The following is a 16,725-nucleotide window of genomic DNA, read 5'->3' as shown; positions in this document are numbered from 1 at the left end:
TGCCGGCAGCGACAATTATGGCTCGGCCAACGCCAATCAGCCTGCCGTCACCGTCGACCAGTCGGCCACTGCTTCGACCTCCAAGTCGACGCAGACCGTCCGGGCCCCCGCTTCGCAGGGCGCTGACCGCAACCTCTTCGGCCGCTAATCGCGACTGCCGATATCGACCCAACCTTGAACTCAGGAGTAATTAAAATGACCAAGATCGCTCTTACCGCTGCCGCCATCCTCGTTGCCACGGGCACTGCTTTTGCCGGCAGCGACAATTATGGCTCGGCCAACGCCAATCAGCCTGCCGTCACCGTCGACCAGTCGGCCACTGCTTCGATCTCCAAGTCGACGCAGACCGTCCGGGCTCCCGCTTCGCAGGGCGCTGACCGCAACCTCTTCGGCCGCTAATCGCGACTGCCGATATCAACCTAACCTTGAACTCAGGAATAATTGAAATGACCAAGATCGCACTCACCGCCGCCGCCATCCTCGTTGCCACGGGCACCGCTTTTGCCGGCAGCGACAACTACGGCTCTTACAATGCCAACCAGCCTGTTGCGAACCAGTCCGTGTCCGACATCGACACCACGCACACCGGCTCGATCCCGAAGTCCGTAAAGACGCAGGGTGATGCCAATGCCAACGTGCCGGCTCAGTCGGGCCAGGGCATCTGGGGTCGTTGATTTCTGAAGTCTGCGACCACAAAGAGCGGTGGGCTTTGCCCGCCGCTCTTGTTTTTTATGCATGAGCAGGATTTCGGCCGACGGCATCGGTGTCGGAGCGCCGATGGTAAATCGAACCAACTGGTTCAAATTATGTTGACGAATCGTGAACGGATGGCGAGCGCTGGCTCGATGAACCGCCGCATCATGCGTCAGGCACCCTCCTTATAAGCATCTGAGATCAACTGATAAAACAGGGTGAGCTCAATCCCTTGGCCGACGTTCGAGGTCCCGATGCCGCGCGTGAGGGAACGTCTTCGTGATTGGAAGTCGGCGCACGAAAAATCCAGATCGAGGCTGTCCGAGCGACGCGAAATTTCCTCCCCAGGGGCACGCCACTAGACGGACAGAATCAGGAATACCGGAGTAAATAGAATGAACAGGATCGCTCTTGCTACCGCCGCCATCCTCGTTGCCACTGGTGCCGCTTTTGCCGGCAGCGACAACTATGGTTCGGACAATGTCAATCAGCCGGCCGTCACCTCGCACGCGGTCAATGTCGACCACAGCTACACGGCTTCGACCCACAGGCAGGTCAAGCACCGCGACCTCACGCTGATGCCCGATTCGGTCCAGCCGGAATCCGGCCAGGGCAACTGGGGAAACTGACGGCTCAGGCGGGTGTGCGGCGGGCTTGGCCTGCCGCACCTGCCATGGACACTAGCCGCCCAGGTCCTTCGGCCGCAAGCAATGTGTCAGCCGGGCGGGGGATACGCCGAACCAATCGCCTTCGAAGACCACCCGGGCCAAGGCTGCCGTCGGGAATTTTTCCTCAAGTCTTGCGATCGCCTTGGCGTCTGACCCCGGCCCGGCAAGCTGTCTGGCCAACTGCTCCAGGCCCGGATTGTGGCCAATTACCAGCAAGCTGCCGCTCGAAGCGTCGGTTTGACCAATCTGGCTCAGAATGTCCGCCGCTGAAGCATCGTACAGCGCCTTGAGGAATGCGACCTGGGGCGGGACGGGCAATTCCGCCGCCACAAGCCGCCAGGTGTCGCGGGTGCGCAGCGCCGCCGACACCAGCGCCAGGTCCGGCAGCCAGCCGCGCGTCGCAAGCTCGCGCCCCATCAACCGGGCTGCCTTCACTCCGCGTTCGGCCAAGGGCCGGTCGAAATCATCGAGATCAGGGTCGTCCCAGCTGGATTTGGCGTGACGAAGCAGGAGAAGCTGTTTCATCGCCGCTCTAAGCTCAAGGCGTGATGCGCGCCAGATGCTCGAGGTCGGCTTCCTCGCGCAGCGGATCCGGGGCCATCACCACCGAGGTGCCGTTGTCGGCATCGTCGGCAAAGTGGGCAAGCACGGTGCGGCCGGCCTCCATGCGCGCCTTGCCTTCGGCGACCAGCCCCAGCGCCAGCGGATAGAGCCGGTGTTCGGTCTTCAGCACGCGGGCTGCCAATGTATCGGCGGTGTCGCCGACCATCACCGGCACGGCTGCCTGTGCGATGATCGGGCCGTCATCCATCTCGGAGGTGACGAAGTGCACGGTGCAGCCATGGATGCGGATGCCGGCGGCCAGCGCGCGCGCATGGGTGTCGAGCCCCTTGAAGGCCGGCAGCAGGGCAGGGTGGATATTGATCATGCGGCCCTGCCATTTCTGGACGAAGCCGGGGCTAAGGATGCGCATATAGCCGGCCAGCGCCACGATCTCGGCGTTGAAGGCCGTAAGGGCCGCGTCGATGGCGGCGTCATGCGCCTGCTTGCTGCCGTGGTCGGCACGTGAGACGACCTGCGTGGCGATGCCGCGCGCCCTGGCGATGCCGAGCCCGGCGGCATCCGCCTTATCGGAAATGACACCGACGATCTCGGCCGGGAACGACGGGTCGCTGGCCGCGGCAATCAGCGCGGTCATGTTGGAGCCGCGTCCCGAGATCAGGACAACGGTGCGTTTCCTCTGCGCGCTCATAGGCCGATCGAACCCCGATAGATGACGCCTGCGTCGCGGCGCGGCACGATGCGGCCGATCGGCGTCACCGTCTCGCCGGCTTCCTGTAGCACGGCCGCGACCTGCGCCGCCTGGCCGGACGCGACCGCCAGGATCATGCCGATGCCGCAATTGAAGGTGCGCATCATTTCTTCCGGCGCCACGCCGCCGGTCTTGGCCAGCCACGAAAACACGGGAGGAACGTCGATCGCCTCGAGGTCGAGCTCGGCCGAAAAATCCTTGGGCAGCACGCGCGGAATGTTTTCCGGGAAGCCGCCGCCGGTGATGTGGGCGAGCGCCTTGATACCATGCGTGTTGCGGATCGCCTTGAGAATCGACTTGACGTAGATGCGGGTCGGCTCGAGCAGTGCTTCGGCCAGAGTGGCCTCGTCGTTGAACGGTGCCGGATCGCTCCACGACAGGCCGCTGACGGCGACGATGCGGCGCACCAGCGAATAGCCGTTCGAGTGCAGGCCGGAGGAAGCCAGGCCCAGCAGCACGTCGCCTTCGACAATGTCATCGGTGGGCAGCAATTGGCCGCGTTCGGCGGCACCCACCGCAAAGCCGGCGAGGTCGTAGTCGTTGCCGTGATACATGCCGGGCATCTCGGCGGTCTCGCCGCCGATCAGCGCGCAGCCGGCCTGGCGGCAGCCCTCGGCAATGCCGCCGACGATCGCGGCACCCTGATCGGGATCGAGCTTGCCGGTGGCGAAATAGTCGAGGAAGAACAGCGGTTCGGCACCTTGCACGACGATGTCGTTGACGCACATGGCGACGAGGTCGATGCCGATCGTGTCGTGCTTGCCGGCATCGATGGCGATCTTGAGCTTGGTGCCGACGCCGTCATTGGCCGCCACCAGCACCGGATCGGTAAACCCGGCCGCCTTGAGGTCGAACAGGCCGCCGAAACCGCCGATCTCGCCATCGGCGCCCGGCCGGCGCGTCGCGCGCACCAGCGGCTTGATCTTCTCGACCATGAGATTGCCGGCATCGATATCGACACCGGCCTCGGCATAGGTGAGCCCGTTCTTGCGCTTGTTCACGTCGCGCTTGCTCATTTCTGGTGCCCGTTCAGCAATTTTCCTTGTCGCGGGCTCTTCGCATGAACGGTTTCTGTCCGCAAGGATAACGGCCATCTCGGCCTACAAAACCGTGGACAGCGCGCACGTACAGGCGCTCGTGATTGGCGAAAGCCAAGCTGAAGGCCGCTCCCGTGCGGGGAGATCGGCAGCTCCTCCCTTGTTGCCACCCGCCATCTTCATCATCTATCTCCGACCAAGAGGAGGTGCCAGGCATTTGACCATCCCCAACCTGATCACCATCCTGCGCCTTGTCCTGGTGCCGGCGGTGGTGCTGGCGATGCTGCAGGCGCGCTGGGACTGGGCTTTTGCCGGGTTCCTCGTCGCCGGCATTTCGGACGGCGTCGATGGCTTCATCGCCCGCCGTTTCAACCAGCAGTCCACGCTCGGCGCCTATCTCGATCCGATCGCCGACAAGCTGCTGCTGGTTTCGGTGTTCGTGGTCATGGGCCTCATCGGGCAATTGCCGCTGTGGCTGGTCGTCACCATGGTGTCGCGCGACGCGTTGATCGTCTGCGCGGTTTTGCTGTCCGCCGTCATGGCCCATCCGGTCGAGATGAAACCGCTTTTCGTGTCGAAGGCCAACACCGCCATCCAGATCGTGCTGGCGGCGGTTGTGCTGGGTGAACTTGCCCTGTCGGTTCATCTCGACCCGCTGAGGCCGGTTCTCATATTGCTGTCCGGGGTCTTGACCGTGGCTTCGGCCGCAGCCTATCTCGTGACTTGGCTGAGGCACATGAGCTGACATGACGAAGGCTCCACTCCGGACATCCGAGACAGAAGCGGCGGCGATCGAGGCCGCGGCCGCCGACATCGCCGCGTCCGCGACCTTTCGCCGCCAGATCTTCTTCTGGCTGGCCGGCGCCGCGCTGCTGGCGCTTTTCCTCTACGTCTTCAGCGCCATCCTGCTGCCCTTCGTCGCCGGCATGGTGCTTGCCTATTTCCTCGATCCCGTTGCCGACCGGCTGCAGCGGCTCGGCCTGTCGCGTTTCATGGCGACGGTGGTCATCCTCATCACCTTCCTCATCGTGCTGGTCCTGGCCTTTGTCATCCTCATTCCGGTTCTGGCCACGCAGATGGCCGATTTCGCCGGCAAATTGCCGGAATATCTGACCCGGCTGCAAAGCCTGATCACCTCGTTCGATCCGAAATGGCTGGAGCAGAAGTTCGGCGTCAACGCCAATAGCTTGCGCGACGGGCTGAATTCGCTGCTGACCTCCGGCTTCGGTTTTGTCACCACCGTCTTCACCTCGCTGTGGAGTTCCGGCATGGCGCTGGTTTCTGTGGTCAGCCTGTTCGTGGTGACACCGGTGGTCGCCTTCTACATGCTGCTCGACTGGGACCGCATGGTGGCGGTCATCGACGGCTGGGTGCCACGCGACAACGTCCAGACCGTGCGCGCCATCGCACGGGACATCAACACCGCCACGGCTGGCTTCGTGCGTGGCCAGGGCACGCTGTGCCTGGTGCTGGGCGCCATGTATGCCACCGGGCTGACGCTGACCGGACTGAACTTCGGCATCCTCATCGGCCTGTTCGCCGGGCTGATTTCCTTCATCCCCTATGTCGGCTCGCTGACCGGGCTGGTGCTGGCCGTGGGCGTCGCCTTCGTCCAGTTCTGGCCGGACTGGACGATGATCGTCGCGGTCGCGGTCGTCTTCTTCATCGGCCAGTTCATCGAGGGCAACATCCTGCAGCCGCGGCTGGTCGGCAAGAGCGTCGGCCTGCACCCGGTATGGCTGATGTTTTCGCTGTTTGCCTTCGGCGCGCTGTTCGGCTTCGTCGGCTTGTTGATCGCGGTGCCGGCTTCGGCCGCCGTCGCCGTGCTGGTGCGGTTCGCAATAGCCCGCTATCTCGAATCGCCGCTCTACAAGGGCCGCGGCGCGGCACCTGTGCCGCAGCTTCCGGCCGATCGCGGCGGCGGCCACCGCACGCAACCGCGTCGCTGAAGTGACTGCCCAGCCAACCGACCCGCCGCGCCAGTTGCCGCTCGACCTCGGCCATGGCACCGGCTATTCGCGTGACGAACTCGTCGTCTCCGGCACCAACAACCAGGCGGTTGCGCTGGTCGACCGCTGGCCGGACTGGCCATCGCCGGTGGTGGTGCTGGCCGGTCCCGCGGGTTCTGGCAAGACGCATCTGGCCTCGATCTGGCGCGCGCGTGCCAATGCGGCGGCGGTCGACGCCAGGCGCATCGGCGACAGCATCGCCAATCTCGGCGCGCGGCCGGCGCTGATCGACGATGTCGATACCGGGACGGTTGACGAACAAGGCCTGTTCCATCTGATCAATGCGGTGCGTGGTGCCGGCTCGCAACTGCTTCTGACGGCGCGCCGCTTTCCCTCGGCCTGGGGTGTTGGCCTGCCTGATCTTGCCTCGCGGCTGAAGGCGGCTGCGACAGTCGAAATTCATGAGCCCGACGATCTCCTGCTGGCAGGCGTCATCACAAAACTCTTCGCCGACCGTCAGATCGAGGTCGAACCGCATGTCGTGCAATATCTGGTCCGCCGCATCGAGCGCTCGCTGGCGACAGCGATGCGCGTGGTGGAGCGGCTCGACCGGACCGCGCTCGAACGCAAGACGCCGATCACCAGGGCGCTGGCAGCCGAAACCGTCAGTGCCATGGATGAAGGGCAGGGCGAGTTCGAGATCTAGCCTGAGAGGCCGGTCTCAGAGCCACATTCTGGCGAAATGACGGACTGCGAGATAGACGGCAGAGTGAGCGGCGATATAGCCGGCGGCGACCAGCACAAACATCCCGATACTGACACGCCAGGAGCGGGAGACCACGGCGCCCGGGGCCTGCCTCGCCTGTCTGCGGCTTTCACGGTTGTTCCACATCGCCAGTGCGGCGCAGGCAATTGCCCACGTCACCATGACCGGAACCGTTATGCCGGCGTAGGCAAAGTAGGCCGGTCCGAAAAGCGACACCCAGGCATCGATTCCAAGCATCTGACCCCCCTGTTTGCCGAACCGCGGCGCCGGACACACGGCCGGAGCCGTAGCAAGTGAACCGTATGGCTGCGCCGGGCATTGGGCTGTGAGGGGATGGTCGGAGTGGAGAGATTCGAACTCCCGACCCTCTGGTCCCAAACCAGATGCGCTACCAGGCTGCGCTACACTCCGAACGGTCTGTTGCCTATTCATTTCGGTGGTGCATGGCAAGTGCAAAAACCTGCGAGAGCAAAAACCTTGCCGCCGTGCGCATTGCGCAGTAATGACGGGCGAAGGGTGGCGATGCTGCCTTGCACAACAACGAGGTGGCCATGTCCGCGCGCATTTTCAGCCCAGCCAAAACCGCGATGCAGTCCGGCAAGGCCAAGACCGGTTACTGGGTGCTGGAATTCGATCCCGAGTCGCGCAAGAAGATCGATCCGCTGATGGGCTATACGACGTCGGCAGACATGAGAAGCCAGATCAGGCTTAGCTTCGACACGCGCGAAGAGGCGGTCGCCTACGCCGAAAAGCAAGGGCTCGCTTTCCGCGTCGAAGAGCCGAAAGAGACCAAGCGCCGCCAGATTTCCTATGCGGAGAATTTCCGCTATGACCGCAGGACGCCCTGGACGCATTGAACGGCGCCCGGCGCCAGAATATCCAGCCGGCCCAACGGCCGGCCAGCGGTCCCGTAGCTCAGCTGGATAGAGCACCGGCCTTCTAAGCCGATGGTCACAGGTTCGAATCCTGTCGGGATCGCCATCATTTCAAGCACTTAGGTGTTGGCCGGCTGAAAAGTTCCAACTCGGTTCGGAACCGAGTTCCAACTTTTCACCCCTTTTCGTTCTCGCGGATGCGCTTGCGGCCGAGGCGGCGGGCTGCGTCGGCGGCGCGGACTGAGGCGAGATTGACCGGCTGGTAGGTCGCGTGAAGCGCGTTTGAGGTGTCGATGGTGTTGGCCATCTTGGCCGACACCGTGCCGGGCTCGGCACCGCCGGTCACGGCCTCGATCGCGCCGGAGCGGCGCATATCGGCAAGGGTTCGCCTGTCGCCGGGGAACAGCATTTCGCACACCGTCCTGAAGTCGTCGGGCATTGTGAAACGGGAATAGACCGCGCCGGAGCGGTTGCGCAGGATGGCGCCGACGTCGCAGGGCTCGACCTCGAGGTAGGCGTCAAGAAGCTGCAGCGTGCGGCGGCTCATGGTGCCCAGCGCATCCCGACCGGATTTGGCTCGACCGATGTCGAAATAGCGGTCGGTGCCGGTTCCCTTCAGGCTGGCGATGGTCAGCTGCCGCAGGTCGACCGGCGAGAACTGCGTGTCCCATGCGATAGCGATCGACACGGCGAGGCCGCGATAGCCCTTGCGCCAGGCCTGCTTGATCTGGCGGACGGCTTCGCCCTCTCGCCAGCTGGCTTGCCGAGCCTTCGGTGCGCGGTTGCGGATGCCGAGCGAAGGATCCTGCTTGCCGGCGCAATACTGCATGGCGGAGAGGACGTTCCACAGGGCGCGCCAGATCTTGATGATTCGATGCCCCTCACGCGCCGAGACGTTTTCGACAATCCATTGCCGGAAGCGGGACAATGTTTCGAGGGAAATGTCGGGGTCTGTCGGCGCCAGATCGCCGAACACCGGCTTGATTCGTGCCCAGCCGCGTTCCCACTCTTCGCGGGTGCGTGGCTTCTTGGCTGTCCATTCCACGGTCAGCCTGTAGCGAAGGAAGCCTTCGCCGATGGAGCCCTTGGGAAACTCGGGCGGCGCATCCTGTGCCTTGCCGGCGCGGTGGCGTTGCCAGCGTTCGTTCCATTGCGCCGCAATGGCCCATGCTGCTGCCCCGTCAAGGCCGCAACGCACCGCGGCGAAGCCGGCGTCGCGCATGGCCTTGGTTGGCTGCCAATAGCCGTACTTCCCCTTCTTGACGACGTAGTAAGGGATTTCCACCTTACCCACCCATTTTCTCCAGCCTTGACGCGACAAGGCCGGGAGTGTGCGCAGGGATTGATGAGCCGGGCAAGAGGCGGCGATGGCGGGCGGCGCGCCAGGCATCGACGGCATCGAGATCGTAGTTGCCGGTGTCAGGGTCGGAAGCCGGAAAGCCGCGCGACAAAAGCCGCGGCAGAAGCTCGACGAATCGCTCCTCAGAAAGCCCGAGCCGGCGCGCTGCCTTTTCGGGCGGGACATCGCGCGGCTCGACCTGGAAGCGGATGGTCACGGCTTCGCCCTGCCACAGTTCGGCGCGTCGATGTTCTTTTGCAAGACGCTGAAGCTGAGAGCGACCACCCAGGGGTTCTGATCCCATCCGAAACCGCGCGCGGCGTTGAGATCGTGCCATAGGCCAGCAAAACTATCCTTTGCCGTCAGACCAAACTCGGTGCCATCGTGTGACCAATAGCCAACTTCATTTTCAGCGGCACCTTCCGATCGCGCGTCTTCCTCGCTGATCTCTTGCAGCCGCTGGACGCGAACTTCGGTGACGGTCAGCGTGAGGCGCGAAGCCCAGCGCGGCATGTGTATGCCGGGGCGCCATGTTCCCGTGACCCGCAGCGGCTGCTTGCCGTCGGCTGGGTATTGCTCGGTCATGGCGGTGTAGCCATCGCCTTCGCTGGCGCGGTACATGATGGTTGCGACATCCGATGCCCAGCCATTGCAGCGCCACGCCTCGCGGACATAGAGCCGGTCACCCTTGAAGAATTTGAGGCAAAGTGGGCGCCAATCGGCGTTGACCCACTCAAATGTTCCATATGGCTTGGTTAGCACCCGCCGCGTCTGCGTCTTTGTACCGGCGAGCAGAGCGCGCACCATCGGGGCGGAAAACAGGATGGGGCGGTCGGTCACAGCAGCCTCCGTTGCTTGCGTCCGGGCGTGGCGCAGTCCTGGCAGGTGTGGGTCCATTCGCCTGCGACCTTGGCGATGACGAAGCCTTCGGCGCGCGCGTCGGACACCATGATGTCGAAGTCGCAGGCCTCATAGGTGCGGCGCTGGCTGGCGCCGCATTCGCAGACGATCTGTTGCAGGCCGGCGTGCTTTTCGATGGTCATAGCGCCGGCACCTCGATCGGGCCGGGCATACCGTTGTGCTCGACGCCATCGAGCAGCCGACCGGCGGCTTTCTTGCCGACCTTGCCCATGTAGAGCGAACCTTGCTCGGTGTTGCGGCCTCCTGTCGCCTCGAACACCTCGACGTCCGTCTTGGCGCTCGGATGAACTATCCGGACGCGTCCGGCGCGTACATCGCCGCCGAGGTCACCGCCCGGACTGCCCTTGTGGCGTGCCCATTCTCCCCATTGCTTGAAGAAGAACGGCACGCCGGCTGCCTGGCACTGGTCACGGATCGCGCGCGGCCATGCGGGATGCATCGGCCTCGCGTCCGGGCCGCTCTCGCCGCCGACGATGATCCAGTCCAATCGCTCAGACCTCCCGCCATGGGGCCGCAATACGCCGTGCGTGCCGTTCAAGGCATCGATCTCGACCGGTGGATCTCCTGGTTGCAGGTGGGTGAAATCGATCGGCCCGAGCAGCGGCTCGGCGCTGACGAAGCGGATCGCGGCCGGCGTCGCCACCAGCTCCGGGATGCGCTCGTCGGCTTCCTGCTGGCGCTCGGCGGAGACGCCAAGCCAGACGTTTGGCAGCGGCCATTGATCGAGATGGACGCGAGGACCGGTTGGCGCACAGCGCTCGTCCATCCCTGACGCAATCAGCACGACTTGAATCTCGCGCTCGATCACTAGGTCGCAGGCGATTTCATAGACACGGCGCTTCGTTGCGGGATCTGAAAGATAACGCCGCATGCGGTTCGCCCGCTTCGTCAGCGGCTGATAGGTATGATGCGGCGTGACTGCCATCACCGCGAACGTCTGGTCAATCCATTCGTCTGGCACGTCTTCGTGGAAGAGATCGCCCATGGAGTTGACGAAGATGCGGCGGGGACGCTTCCAAAGCAGTGGCTGCATGAGCGTCTTGACAGGCGCCAGCGCCAGCTTGCCGGTCCAGACGGCGTTGCCGTTCACCTTCTTCGTGGTGCCGTCATAGTGTTTTGCCGAGCCCATCGCCTCAATACGGGCAGCCATGCGCATGGCGTAGCAGCGCGTGCAGCCGGGCGAGAGGATGGAGCAACCGACGATCGGATTCCACGTCGCGTCGGTCCATTCGATGCCGGATTTGTCAGCCATGGGCGACATCCTTTGCGACCTTGATCTTGGAAATCGATCCGCCGTGGCCCGTCAGCGCCGCCTTGCTGGCGGCGTCTTTCGGCGTCTCGGCATCGACGATGAGCGTGCGGCCGTCGGCGTAATGGATGCGGAAGGCGGTCATCAGCGCAGCCCCACCAACACCAGCCCTGCGCCGATGACGCCGACGGCGATCAACAGGCCGATCAGGATCCTGCGCACGGTTGGCGATTCCGGGTCCGCACGGGTGCAGTCTTCGCCGCACATGCATTCCGGAAAGTTTTGGCAGACGATGCGGATCGTGTGGCCGGGCGGGATCACGATAGGCTCGTGGATTATCCTGGGCACGGTCATGACGGCAGCGCCCAGCCGAGGACGGCGAAGGTGCTGGCGAAGACCAGCACGGATGCGAATGTGAGGCTGGCGGCGCCGTCGCCGCCGATCCTGCCCGCCAGGCGGTCCAGCGTGGCGAGGATCTGCGACGGCTTCTGGCCGGCGAGGATCTGGCGCGAAATCCATGCTTCGGCGTCGCGCGACTTTGCCGCCTCGGCGATCAGCCGGTCGGCGGTCGTTCTTGCCTCACGCGGCGCACCGGCGGCGCTGCCGCCTGCCGCTCCGGCGGGGCGCGCCATCAGGCGCGACGTCCGGTCGGACTTGCGGCCTGCGGCCGTCAGGGATTGAAGGTTCGCCATGGCGGTCAGCCCACCCTGCGGACGGCGCGGGCCTTGGCGAGGTCGCAGGCGTCGGCGGCGTGCGCGTCGATCTCGGCCCGGGTAAACTCGGTGTGCTCGGCCAACACGTCCTTGGTCACGGCCGTGCCGTTCATGCCGAGTTCGAGCACGCGCTCGGCCATTCTTTCGACAAGGGGCCGCTCGACGATCGAGCGCTCGACGATTGCGCCGGCCGGGGCGGTGTTGGCAGGCGGCTGCTGGAAGGTGATCATGGGATTTGCCTCCATCGCGGGATTGCGACTGGAGGGAAACTTAAGTGACACTGAAATTTAAGTCAAGCTGAACCTAAGCCCTGCTGAATTTCTAATGCCTCAGTTGGCGCTTATCTACCCTTCTTGCGCAGTCCTTTCGCCAGAACCTCAATGGCCTGCGCCACTAGTTCAATAGCCTTGGCGCGATCTGCAGCGTCCAGTTTGGCAAGAAAAGGCCTAGCGATATCAGCGAGCGGCAACGCCGGATCGGGATCGAATGTTCGCTCAAGGCGCTCGATGATCTCACGATTGAGGCTGTTGCGCCCACGCGCGGCATTTAGCTTCGCCTTGAGCTGGGACGGCAATCTGACATGGAAGCTGGGCGGTTCGGGCTGCGACATGCCCGACTTATGGCGGAAACCAGATGGTATCGAAATGGTTCCACAATCGGCAAAACTGGTACTATCTTTCCCCGCTATCCACAGGTGACTATTACAGCTTGAAATATTCTGTTAATCCGCTGCCAACGGTTGTAATCGTACCAAAACGGGACACGGGGAGACCTGAGACCTTCTTGACAGGCCAGAAGGAAATTGTTCCTATCTGGGTGCCGCTCCGGGTTTGGGACGAGGAAAAATGATCCAATACACACCGCTGGTAAAGACGCGGAGCGAAGAAGCCCTACAAAGTCTGCTTAGCTTGAAATGGCCAATGGATCCTGCAAAGAGGATCGAGCGCGACGCAGCTTCAATCGCTAACGCGATGCGGTCGATACACGGCGGGCAGTGGCGGGTCCATATCGACCATCTGGCTGGCCTTGTGATGATTGTTCGGCATTAGCCGTTTGAAAGCCTTGGATAGCCGAAAGTAGAACGGTAACGTTATCAGGCTTCAATCCCTCGATGCGCTCCAGCGTGCTGCGTATTTCGTTGGGCTGGCGCAGCGGCCCGGTCGACGCCTCGACATCATCGGGGCCCCACAGCAGAAGATCACCAGGACGGCAATCTAGCGCCTTCGCCAGCGCGACCAAGGTCGAATCGCTAAAACCCTGCTTGCCGTTTTCGAGTTGGGAGATCGACGAGGCGGTCAGGCCGACCATTTCCGCCAGATCCTCCTGATTGAGCCGACGACGCTTGCGCCACTGGCGGAAGAAGTACGGTTGAGCCTCGGATGCGGTATTCTGTGCCATGCTGAAATTATCGCGCATCTGTCAAACGGGCTCCATTCGGCAGGGCTGAAAAAATAAGCTTGACTGAATTTCAGTGTGACTTAAGTTGCCGCGCATGGAAAAGCTGCTCACATGGCTGGACGAAGAGCGCGGTCGACGCATTGAGCTTGCGTCGCATCTGAGCATCTCACCGTCCGCGATCTCTATGTGGAAGCGCGTTCCCGCCGACCGTGTCGCGGATATCGAAAAGTTCACTGGCATCCCGCGCAACGCGCTGCGCCCCGACATTTTTGAGGCGGCCGCATGATCCGCTCGCGTCTCGCCAATCCCGTCCTTGCCGATCGCGGCGCACGCCTTGCGGGCGTCGGGTTCACCGAGCGTCTGGTGCCGCGCCAGGTTGGCGCCGCCGATTATGAATTCCCCACAGCGTGTCCTCCTCCCCACGCTGACCGCGCCGCGCCGGCTGCACCTCCTCCCGCATCCGGCGCGGTTCCTTTCACCGAATCCCGCTTGGCTGCCCCCGAGCGGGACAGGGGCGCGCCGGCTCTCGCCGCAACCGTGGCCGGGCGCCCCGTTTCCCACACCAGCAACGCGCTGCTGCTGCCCGATCATGTGATGATCCTGGTGCGCGCGGTTGCCGTCTATGAGCGCTGCTCCAACGAACGCGCCGTGGCGCTGGCGCTGACCGAATACGCCACGACGATCGGGGCAGGGGTGTTGGCCCGTGCCGTGGCCGACCTTGCCGATGAAGGCGATCTGGCGGACCTGCCGGCGCATGAGCGCGTGGCGGCATCGAGGTTCAGGAGCGGCGGACCATGAGAGCATCTTGCTGCGGGCCTCCCTAGAGGAATTCACGCCCGCACTCTGAATCTATCCGTTCAGTCCCGCCACGGGATTTATCGCCGGTTTGTCCCGGCGCGGGATTTCTTTTGCTTGGAGCCAGCCATGACCACAGCCCGCGTGCTTCGCATCAAGTCTGCGCAGAACCAGCTCATCGCCTTGTGTGGTGGCCTCGACGGCTCTGCGGAAATCGGCAATTTCGGCCGCTCGACTGTCGGCCGCTGGGCCGACCTTGGCGACCCGACCCTGATGCCACTCGGCGCGCTGATGGCGCTCGAGGCGCATTGCGGCCAGCCGATCGTGACGGCGGCGCTGGCGGAAGTGAGCGGGCGGCGGCTATCCGATCCGGATGCCGAAACGGTGAACCAGGGCACGGTGATGGCGCGCCATGCCGACGCCATCATCCAGGCCGGCGAACTGATGGCGGCGGGCGCTGCCGCCTTCGCCGACGGCAAGGTGACGCCCAACGAAGCAGCCACCATCGACCGCGCCGCAGCGCAGCTGGAGCGCGGGCTTTCTCAGTATCGCCAGGCGCTGGCCGGCATCCGCGCCGCCGGTGGCCTGAAAGTCGTGGGAGGCGAATGATGGCCGGCCTTGCCCTGCGCGACATGCAAGAGCGCTCCGACAGTTTCTATCGGTTCTCGGTGAAGTGCGACCGGTTGATGAACATGAAGATCGAAGCCGCCGCGCGCAAGGCCGGCGTCAGCGCCACGACGTTTGTGCAGCGACACTTCGAGACCATCGTAGACGAGCCTGCGGATGACAGCGGCTTTTCCGCCGATGTGTTCGCGCGCCAGCATGGCGTTTCTGTCCATGCGGCGCGCCTGTGGAACGTGATGCGCAGGGATGCCGATCCCGCCGGCGTGGTCAGCGGCGGGCTGCGCGAGTTCGCCAGCGCCGCGCGGGTCAGCGCCGGCCACGGCAGCGACTACATGGCCGAGCTGCTCGGTGCCGGCCTGGTCAGCATCGTCGTGCGCCCGGCGTCGCGCAATCCCGGCTCGTACCGCCTGGCGAAGGTGTCGTGATGAGCGACGAATACGATCCCTACACGCCGCGCGGACCTGCCCGCGAGCGGTCCGGCGCCAAGCTGAAGGCTGAAACGGACGACGGGGGCGGACCGCAGGCGGTGGCGGCGGGCCACCTGCGCGCCTTCATCGAACGCATTGAGGTGGTGCAGGGGGACATCGACGCGCTCGCCGACGACCGCAAGGAAATCTACGCCGAGGCCAAGGCCATGGGCTTCGACACGAAGGCGATCCGGACGCTCGTCAAGCTTCGGAAAATGGACCAATCGGAGCGTCAGGAGGCTGAAGCCATCCTCGACCTCTACAAGGCCGCCCTGGGGATGGCGTGATGAAATACCAGCTCCTGCCGCGCCTCTCGGCTGAAGAATATGCCTCGCTGGAAAAGTCCATCATCGCGCATGGTGTGCTGGTGCCAGTCGAGTATGACGAGGCGGGCGAGATCATCGACGGGCACCATCGCGTCGAAATCTGCGAGGGCCTCGGCTTGGTCGATTGGCCGCGCTTCGTGCGCAAGGGGCTGTCGGAAGTCGACAAGCGCACGCTGTCGCGCGAACTGAATTTCGCCCGTCGGCACCTGTCGACGGCACAGAAACAGGCTGTCATCGCCGACCAGCTGCGCGACACGCCGTCAATTTCGTCGCGGGCCATCGCGGCCATGCTGGGGGTCCATCACTCAACCGTTCAGACGGTCCGCAAGCAGCTCGTGGATGGTGGCGAAATTAGCCACCATGACGAGGTCGAGGGCCGTGACGGTGTCGTGCAGCCGGCTCGCAAGCCGATCAAGACGGCCTTCGTGCCCGACCGACCGAACGTCGCCGAGTACATGAAGGGCGCCAAGATAATCCGCGCCGAAAAGCAGAAGCTTTCGCACACCGTGCGCCTGGCGCACATGCAGATGGTGTCGGAGCAGGGGCAGGCTTCGGCGCCGATCTGGTGGAAGGACGGGACCGGCCCGACCTTCCCGGTCATCTATGCCGATCCACCTTGGAAGTTCGTTGTCCATTCCGAGGAGACGGGGCGGGAAAAGAGCGCCGAAAACCACTATCCGACGATGCCGCTGCCGGAGATCGTCGATCTCGGTTGTCCCGCGGCGCGCGATGCGGCGCTGTTCCTGTGGGTGGCAGACCTCGCCAACGGCATGGCCTGCATGGAGGCATGGGGCTTCACCTACAAATCGTTCTGGGGCTGGAAGAAGGTCTATCCGGGCAAGAAACTCGGCACCGGCTACTGGTCGTTCGACAATCTCGAATTGCTGCTGATCGGCACGCGCGGCAGCGTGCCGGCGCCGCTGCCAGGCACGCAGCCGCAGAAATGCACCGAGCATCCGGTGGGGGAACACAGCGTCAAGCCGGACTGGTACGCCGAGCAGATCGAGCGGCTTTATCCCGGGGTGCCGAAGCTGGAAATGTTCTGCCGCTCGCCGCGGCCGGGCTGGCAGGCATGGGGTTTTGAGGCTGCGCCGCCGACCGAACCGGAGAAGAAGCTGCGCCCCAGAAAGGCGGTGGCTGCATGAGCGACCGCCGCAATCTAATTCGCGACCGCATCTTCGCCTGTGTCGAGGTTGTCGACATGGGCTACATCACCCCATGCCACATGTGGACCGGTCCGGATTCCGGCGATGGGCGGGGCGGCGGCTATCCGCGCATGGCGCTCGATGGCCAGACGATGGCCGTCCACAAGGTCAACTGGACCAACGAAAACGGCATCATCCCGGGCAAGAAACAGCTCGACCATCTCTGCCGCGTCCGGCGCTGCATCCGCGACGACCATATGGAACTGGTCACGCACCTGACAAACCAGCGCCGCCGTGACCTGGCGCGCGGCATCAAGCCGAAGCGGAAGCGCCGTGCGCGCAAGGCGGTGCCGGCATGATATGGCTCATTCCTCTTTCGCTGCACGCTTTGCTTTGGCTTTGGGTCTGGTTGAGACGTCGGCCCGAGCTTGATTTCGATGACATTCGA

General features: G+C 63.9%; 30 protein-coding genes and 2 tRNA genes. 16 read left to right on the top strand and 16 right to left on the bottom strand.

Annotated features, from left to right (window positions below):
- From LB519_RS14980 to LB519_RS14965, 4 genes are all read left to right on the top strand, one after another.
- Window positions 1–148 (top strand): DUF680 domain-containing protein (locus tag LB519_RS14980; protein WP_224620381.1); only part of this gene is annotated, 148 nt, incomplete at its 5' end.
- A gap of 47 nt (window positions 149–195) precedes the next feature.
- On the top strand, window positions 196–399 hold the full coding sequence (locus LB519_RS14975) for a DUF680 domain-containing protein (protein ID WP_127387516.1): 204 nt from the start codon (window positions 196–198) through the stop codon (window positions 397–399).
- A gap of 47 nt (window positions 400–446) precedes the next feature.
- The gene (locus tag LB519_RS14970) at window positions 447–674 is read left to right on the top strand and encodes a DUF680 domain-containing protein (RefSeq protein ID WP_013532449.1); all 228 of its coding nucleotides are present in this window, start codon (window positions 447–449) and stop codon (window positions 672–674) included.
- A 414-nt stretch (window positions 675–1,088) separates the two neighbouring features.
- On the top strand, window positions 1,089–1,322 hold the full coding sequence (locus tag LB519_RS14965) for a DUF680 domain-containing protein (RefSeq protein WP_024504275.1): 234 nt from the start codon (window positions 1,089–1,091) through the stop codon (window positions 1,320–1,322).
- Between the two features lie 51 nt (window positions 1,323–1,373).
- Here the strand turns inward: LB519_RS14965 and LB519_RS14960 are convergent, their stop codons facing one another.
- From LB519_RS14960 to purM, 3 genes are read right to left on the bottom strand one after another with little or no spacing between them, the layout of a single operon-like run.
- Window positions 1,374–1,886 carry a SixA phosphatase family protein gene (locus LB519_RS14960; protein WP_224620375.1) on the bottom strand — a complete coding sequence of 171 codons (513 nt, stop codon included), beginning with the start codon at window positions 1,884–1,886 and terminating at the stop codon, window positions 1,374–1,376.
- A gap of 13 nt (window positions 1,887–1,899) precedes the next feature.
- Window positions 1,900–2,613, bottom strand: coding sequence for a phosphoribosylglycinamide formyltransferase (gene purN, locus LB519_RS14955; protein ID WP_024505064.1), 714 nt, complete (start codon window positions 2,611–2,613; stop codon window positions 1,900–1,902).
- On the bottom strand, window positions 2,610–3,689 hold the full coding sequence (gene purM / locus LB519_RS14950; RefSeq protein ID WP_013532445.1) for a phosphoribosylformylglycinamidine cyclo-ligase: 1,080 nt from the start codon (window positions 3,687–3,689) through the stop codon (window positions 2,610–2,612). The genes purN and purM overlap by 4 nt, the downstream gene beginning before the upstream one ends.
- A 238-nt stretch (window positions 3,690–3,927) precedes the next feature.
- On the opposite strand from purM, the gene LB519_RS14945 reads away from it, so the two are divergent.
- The 3 genes from LB519_RS14945 to hdaA are packed head-to-tail and all read left to right on the top strand — an operon-like array spanning window position 3,928 to window position 6,365.
- Window positions 3,928–4,455 (top strand): CDP-alcohol phosphatidyltransferase family protein, encoded by a 528-nt coding sequence (locus LB519_RS14945; protein WP_013532444.1) that lies wholly within the window; start codon window positions 3,928–3,930, stop codon window positions 4,453–4,455.
- A 1-nt stretch (window position 4,456) separates the two neighbouring features.
- Entirely contained in the window at window positions 4,457–5,659 is a 1,203-nt protein-coding gene (locus LB519_RS14940; RefSeq protein ID WP_013532443.1) for an AI-2E family transporter, read from the top strand.
- A gap of 1 nt (window position 5,660) precedes the next feature.
- Window positions 5,661–6,365: a DnaA regulatory inactivator HdaA gene (gene hdaA, locus LB519_RS14935; RefSeq protein ID WP_013532442.1), complete on the top strand. Its 705-nt coding sequence runs from the start codon at window positions 5,661–5,663 to the stop codon at window positions 6,363–6,365.
- Between the two features lie 15 nt (window positions 6,366–6,380).
- Here the strand turns inward: hdaA and LB519_RS14930 are convergent, their stop codons facing one another.
- Together LB519_RS14930 and LB519_RS14925 are read right to left on the bottom strand one after the other, a co-directional pair.
- Complete coding sequence (locus tag LB519_RS14930; protein ID WP_013532441.1) at window positions 6,381–6,662, bottom strand: hypothetical protein; 282 nt, start codon at window positions 6,660–6,662, stop codon at window positions 6,381–6,383.
- Window positions 6,663–6,759: 97 nt separating this feature from the next.
- Window positions 6,760–6,836, bottom strand: a tRNA-Pro gene (locus LB519_RS14925).
- A gap of 140 nt (window positions 6,837–6,976) precedes the next feature.
- On the opposite strand from LB519_RS14925, the gene LB519_RS14920 reads away from it, so the two are divergent.
- Both LB519_RS14920 and LB519_RS14915 read left to right on the top strand, forming a co-directional pair.
- Window positions 6,977–7,282, top strand: coding sequence for an ETC complex I subunit (locus LB519_RS14920; RefSeq protein WP_013532440.1), 306 nt, complete (start codon window positions 6,977–6,979; stop codon window positions 7,280–7,282).
- A gap of 47 nt (window positions 7,283–7,329) precedes the next feature.
- A tRNA-Arg gene (locus LB519_RS14915) sits at window positions 7,330–7,406 on the top strand.
- Between the two features lie 69 nt (window positions 7,407–7,475).
- Here LB519_RS14915 and LB519_RS14910 read toward each other — a convergent pair.
- The 11 genes from LB519_RS14910 to LB519_RS14860 form a co-directional block, all read right to left on the bottom strand.
- Window positions 7,476–8,594, bottom strand: coding sequence for a hypothetical protein (locus LB519_RS14910; protein ID WP_224620374.1), 1,119 nt, complete (start codon window positions 8,592–8,594; stop codon window positions 7,476–7,478).
- Window positions 8,587–8,856, bottom strand: coding sequence for a hypothetical protein (locus tag LB519_RS14905; protein ID WP_224620373.1), 270 nt, complete (start codon window positions 8,854–8,856; stop codon window positions 8,587–8,589). Before LB519_RS14905 ends, LB519_RS14910 begins: the two co-directional genes overlap by 8 nt.
- Window positions 8,853–9,479 (bottom strand): hypothetical protein, encoded by a 627-nt coding sequence (locus tag LB519_RS14900; RefSeq protein WP_411909250.1) that lies wholly within the window; start codon window positions 9,477–9,479, stop codon window positions 8,853–8,855. Before LB519_RS14900 ends, LB519_RS14905 begins: the two co-directional genes overlap by 4 nt.
- Entirely contained in the window at window positions 9,476–9,682 is a 207-nt protein-coding gene (locus LB519_RS14895; RefSeq protein WP_224620371.1) for a hypothetical protein, read from the bottom strand. Before LB519_RS14895 ends, LB519_RS14900 begins: the two co-directional genes overlap by 4 nt.
- Complete coding sequence (locus LB519_RS14890) at window positions 9,679–10,812, bottom strand: phage Gp37/Gp68 family protein (protein ID WP_224620370.1); 1,134 nt, start codon at window positions 10,810–10,812, stop codon at window positions 9,679–9,681. Before LB519_RS14890 ends, LB519_RS14895 begins: the two co-directional genes overlap by 4 nt.
- Window positions 10,805–10,954 carry a hypothetical protein gene (locus LB519_RS14885; RefSeq protein WP_224620369.1) on the bottom strand — a complete coding sequence of 50 codons (150 nt, stop codon included), beginning with the start codon at window positions 10,952–10,954 and terminating at the stop codon, window positions 10,805–10,807. The genes LB519_RS14890 and LB519_RS14885 overlap by 8 nt, the downstream gene beginning before the upstream one ends.
- Complete coding sequence (locus LB519_RS14880) at window positions 10,954–11,163, bottom strand: hypothetical protein (RefSeq protein ID WP_224620368.1); 210 nt, start codon at window positions 11,161–11,163, stop codon at window positions 10,954–10,956. The genes LB519_RS14885 and LB519_RS14880 overlap by 1 nt, the downstream gene beginning before the upstream one ends.
- A complete protein-coding gene (locus tag LB519_RS14875; protein WP_224620367.1) occupies window positions 11,160–11,501 on the bottom strand; it encodes a hypothetical protein in 342 nt (113 codons plus the stop codon). Before LB519_RS14875 ends, LB519_RS14880 begins: the two co-directional genes overlap by 4 nt.
- A gap of 5 nt (window positions 11,502–11,506) precedes the next feature.
- Window positions 11,507–11,752: a hypothetical protein gene (locus LB519_RS14870; protein ID WP_224620366.1), complete on the bottom strand. Its 246-nt coding sequence runs from the start codon at window positions 11,750–11,752 to the stop codon at window positions 11,507–11,509.
- A 110-nt stretch (window positions 11,753–11,862) separates the two neighbouring features.
- Complete coding sequence (locus LB519_RS14865) at window positions 11,863–12,132, bottom strand: hypothetical protein (protein ID WP_224620365.1); 270 nt, start codon at window positions 12,130–12,132, stop codon at window positions 11,863–11,865.
- A 353-nt stretch (window positions 12,133–12,485) separates the two neighbouring features.
- Entirely contained in the window at window positions 12,486–12,938 is a 453-nt protein-coding gene (locus LB519_RS14860) for a helix-turn-helix domain-containing protein (protein WP_224620364.1), read from the bottom strand.
- Between the two features lie 76 nt (window positions 12,939–13,014).
- Here LB519_RS14860 and LB519_RS14855 point away from each other — a divergent pair, with 76 nt between their 5' ends.
- From LB519_RS14855 to LB519_RS14825, 7 genes are all read left to right on the top strand, one after another.
- Entirely contained in the window at window positions 13,015–13,206 is a 192-nt protein-coding gene (locus tag LB519_RS14855) for a YdaS family helix-turn-helix protein (RefSeq protein WP_224620363.1), read from the top strand.
- Entirely contained in the window at window positions 13,203–13,718 is a 516-nt protein-coding gene (locus LB519_RS14850) for a hypothetical protein (RefSeq protein ID WP_224620362.1), read from the top strand. The genes LB519_RS14855 and LB519_RS14850 overlap by 4 nt, the downstream gene beginning before the upstream one ends.
- Window positions 13,719–13,844: 126 nt before the next feature.
- Entirely contained in the window at window positions 13,845–14,324 is a 480-nt protein-coding gene (locus LB519_RS14845) for a phage regulatory CII family protein (RefSeq protein WP_224620361.1), read from the top strand.
- Window positions 14,324–14,764 (top strand): hypothetical protein, encoded by a 441-nt coding sequence (locus tag LB519_RS14840; RefSeq protein ID WP_224620360.1) that lies wholly within the window; start codon window positions 14,324–14,326, stop codon window positions 14,762–14,764. The genes LB519_RS14845 and LB519_RS14840 overlap by 1 nt, the downstream gene beginning before the upstream one ends.
- Complete coding sequence (locus LB519_RS14835; RefSeq protein ID WP_411909248.1) at window positions 14,764–15,093, top strand: DUF2312 domain-containing protein; 330 nt, start codon at window positions 14,764–14,766, stop codon at window positions 15,091–15,093. The genes LB519_RS14840 and LB519_RS14835 overlap by 1 nt, the downstream gene beginning before the upstream one ends.
- Window positions 15,093–16,277 carry an MT-A70 family methyltransferase gene (locus LB519_RS14830; protein WP_224620359.1) on the top strand — a complete coding sequence of 395 codons (1,185 nt, stop codon included), beginning with the start codon at window positions 15,093–15,095 and terminating at the stop codon, window positions 16,275–16,277. Before LB519_RS14835 ends, LB519_RS14830 begins: the two co-directional genes overlap by 1 nt.
- Window positions 16,274–16,636 (top strand): HNH endonuclease signature motif containing protein, encoded by a 363-nt coding sequence (locus LB519_RS14825; RefSeq protein ID WP_224620358.1) that lies wholly within the window; start codon window positions 16,274–16,276, stop codon window positions 16,634–16,636. Before LB519_RS14830 ends, LB519_RS14825 begins: the two co-directional genes overlap by 4 nt.
- The last annotated feature ends 89 nt before the right edge of the window (window positions 16,637–16,725 follow it).

It is taken from the genome of Mesorhizobium sp. AD1-1, assembly GCF_020164655.1.
Lineage (GTDB): Bacteria > Pseudomonadota > Alphaproteobacteria > Rhizobiales > Rhizobiaceae > Mesorhizobium > Mesorhizobium ciceri.
This window is presented reverse-complemented; position numbering and strand designations above follow the sequence as displayed.

What these genes read in the sequence shown, in the direction of transcription:
- LB519_RS14835 (WP_411909248.1), top strand. Translation starts at nt 14,764, where the DNA reads ATGAGCGACGAATACGATCCCTACACGCCGCGCGGACCTGCCCGCGAG.
- LB519_RS14830 (WP_224620359.1), top strand. Translation starts at nt 15,093, where the DNA reads ATGAAATACCAGCTCCTGCCGCGCCTCTCGGCTGAAGAATATGCCTCG.
- LB519_RS14975 (WP_127387516.1), top strand. Translation starts at nt 196, where the DNA reads ATGACCAAGATCGCTCTTACCGCTGCCGCCATCCTCGTTGCCACGGGC.
- LB519_RS14865 (WP_224620365.1), bottom strand. Translation starts at nt 12,132, where the DNA reads ATGTCGCAGCCCGAACCGCCCAGCTTCCATGTCAGATTGCCGTCCCAG.
- LB519_RS14890 (WP_224620370.1), bottom strand. Translation starts at nt 10,812, where the DNA reads ATGGCTGACAAATCCGGCATCGAATGGACCGACGCGACGTGGAATCCG.
- LB519_RS14850 (WP_224620362.1), top strand. Translation starts at nt 13,203, where the DNA reads ATGATCCGCTCGCGTCTCGCCAATCCCGTCCTTGCCGATCGCGGCGCA.
- LB519_RS14940 (WP_013532443.1), top strand. Translation starts at nt 4,457, where the DNA reads ATGACGAAGGCTCCACTCCGGACATCCGAGACAGAAGCGGCGGCGATC.
- LB519_RS14880 (WP_224620368.1), bottom strand. Translation starts at nt 11,163, where the DNA reads ATGACCGTGCCCAGGATAATCCACGAGCCTATCGTGATCCCGCCCGGC.
- LB519_RS14855 (WP_224620363.1), top strand. Translation starts at nt 13,015, where the DNA reads ATGGAAAAGCTGCTCACATGGCTGGACGAAGAGCGCGGTCGACGCATT.
- LB519_RS14875 (WP_224620367.1), bottom strand. Translation starts at nt 11,501, where the DNA reads ATGGCGAACCTTCAATCCCTGACGGCCGCAGGCCGCAAGTCCGACCGG.
- LB519_RS14930 (WP_013532441.1), bottom strand. Translation starts at nt 6,662, where the DNA reads ATGCTTGGAATCGATGCCTGGGTGTCGCTTTTCGGACCGGCCTACTTT.
- LB519_RS14885 (WP_224620369.1), bottom strand. Translation starts at nt 10,954, where the DNA reads ATGACCGCCTTCCGCATCCATTACGCCGACGGCCGCACGCTCATCGTC.
- LB519_RS14970 (WP_013532449.1), top strand. Translation starts at nt 447, where the DNA reads ATGACCAAGATCGCACTCACCGCCGCCGCCATCCTCGTTGCCACGGGC.
- LB519_RS14840 (WP_224620360.1), top strand. Translation starts at nt 14,324, where the DNA reads ATGGCCGGCCTTGCCCTGCGCGACATGCAAGAGCGCTCCGACAGTTTC.
- LB519_RS14825 (WP_224620358.1), top strand. Translation starts at nt 16,274, where the DNA reads ATGAGCGACCGCCGCAATCTAATTCGCGACCGCATCTTCGCCTGTGTC.
- purM (WP_013532445.1), bottom strand. Translation starts at nt 3,689, where the DNA reads ATGAGCAAGCGCGACGTGAACAAGCGCAAGAACGGGCTCACCTATGCC.
- LB519_RS14960 (WP_224620375.1), bottom strand. Translation starts at nt 1,886, where the DNA reads ATGAAACAGCTTCTCCTGCTTCGTCACGCCAAATCCAGCTGGGACGAC.
- LB519_RS14845 (WP_224620361.1), top strand. Translation starts at nt 13,845, where the DNA reads ATGACCACAGCCCGCGTGCTTCGCATCAAGTCTGCGCAGAACCAGCTC.
- LB519_RS14860 (WP_224620364.1), bottom strand. Translation starts at nt 12,938, where the DNA reads ATGCGCGATAATTTCAGCATGGCACAGAATACCGCATCCGAGGCTCAA.
- LB519_RS14870 (WP_224620366.1), bottom strand. Translation starts at nt 11,752, where the DNA reads ATGATCACCTTCCAGCAGCCGCCTGCCAACACCGCCCCGGCCGGCGCA.
- LB519_RS14895 (WP_224620371.1), bottom strand. Translation starts at nt 9,682, where the DNA reads ATGACCATCGAAAAGCACGCCGGCCTGCAACAGATCGTCTGCGAATGC.
- purN (WP_024505064.1), bottom strand. Translation starts at nt 2,613, where the DNA reads ATGAGCGCGCAGAGGAAACGCACCGTTGTCCTGATCTCGGGACGCGGC.
- LB519_RS14920 (WP_013532440.1), top strand. Translation starts at nt 6,977, where the DNA reads ATGTCCGCGCGCATTTTCAGCCCAGCCAAAACCGCGATGCAGTCCGGC.
- LB519_RS14965 (WP_024504275.1), top strand. Translation starts at nt 1,089, where the DNA reads ATGAACAGGATCGCTCTTGCTACCGCCGCCATCCTCGTTGCCACTGGT.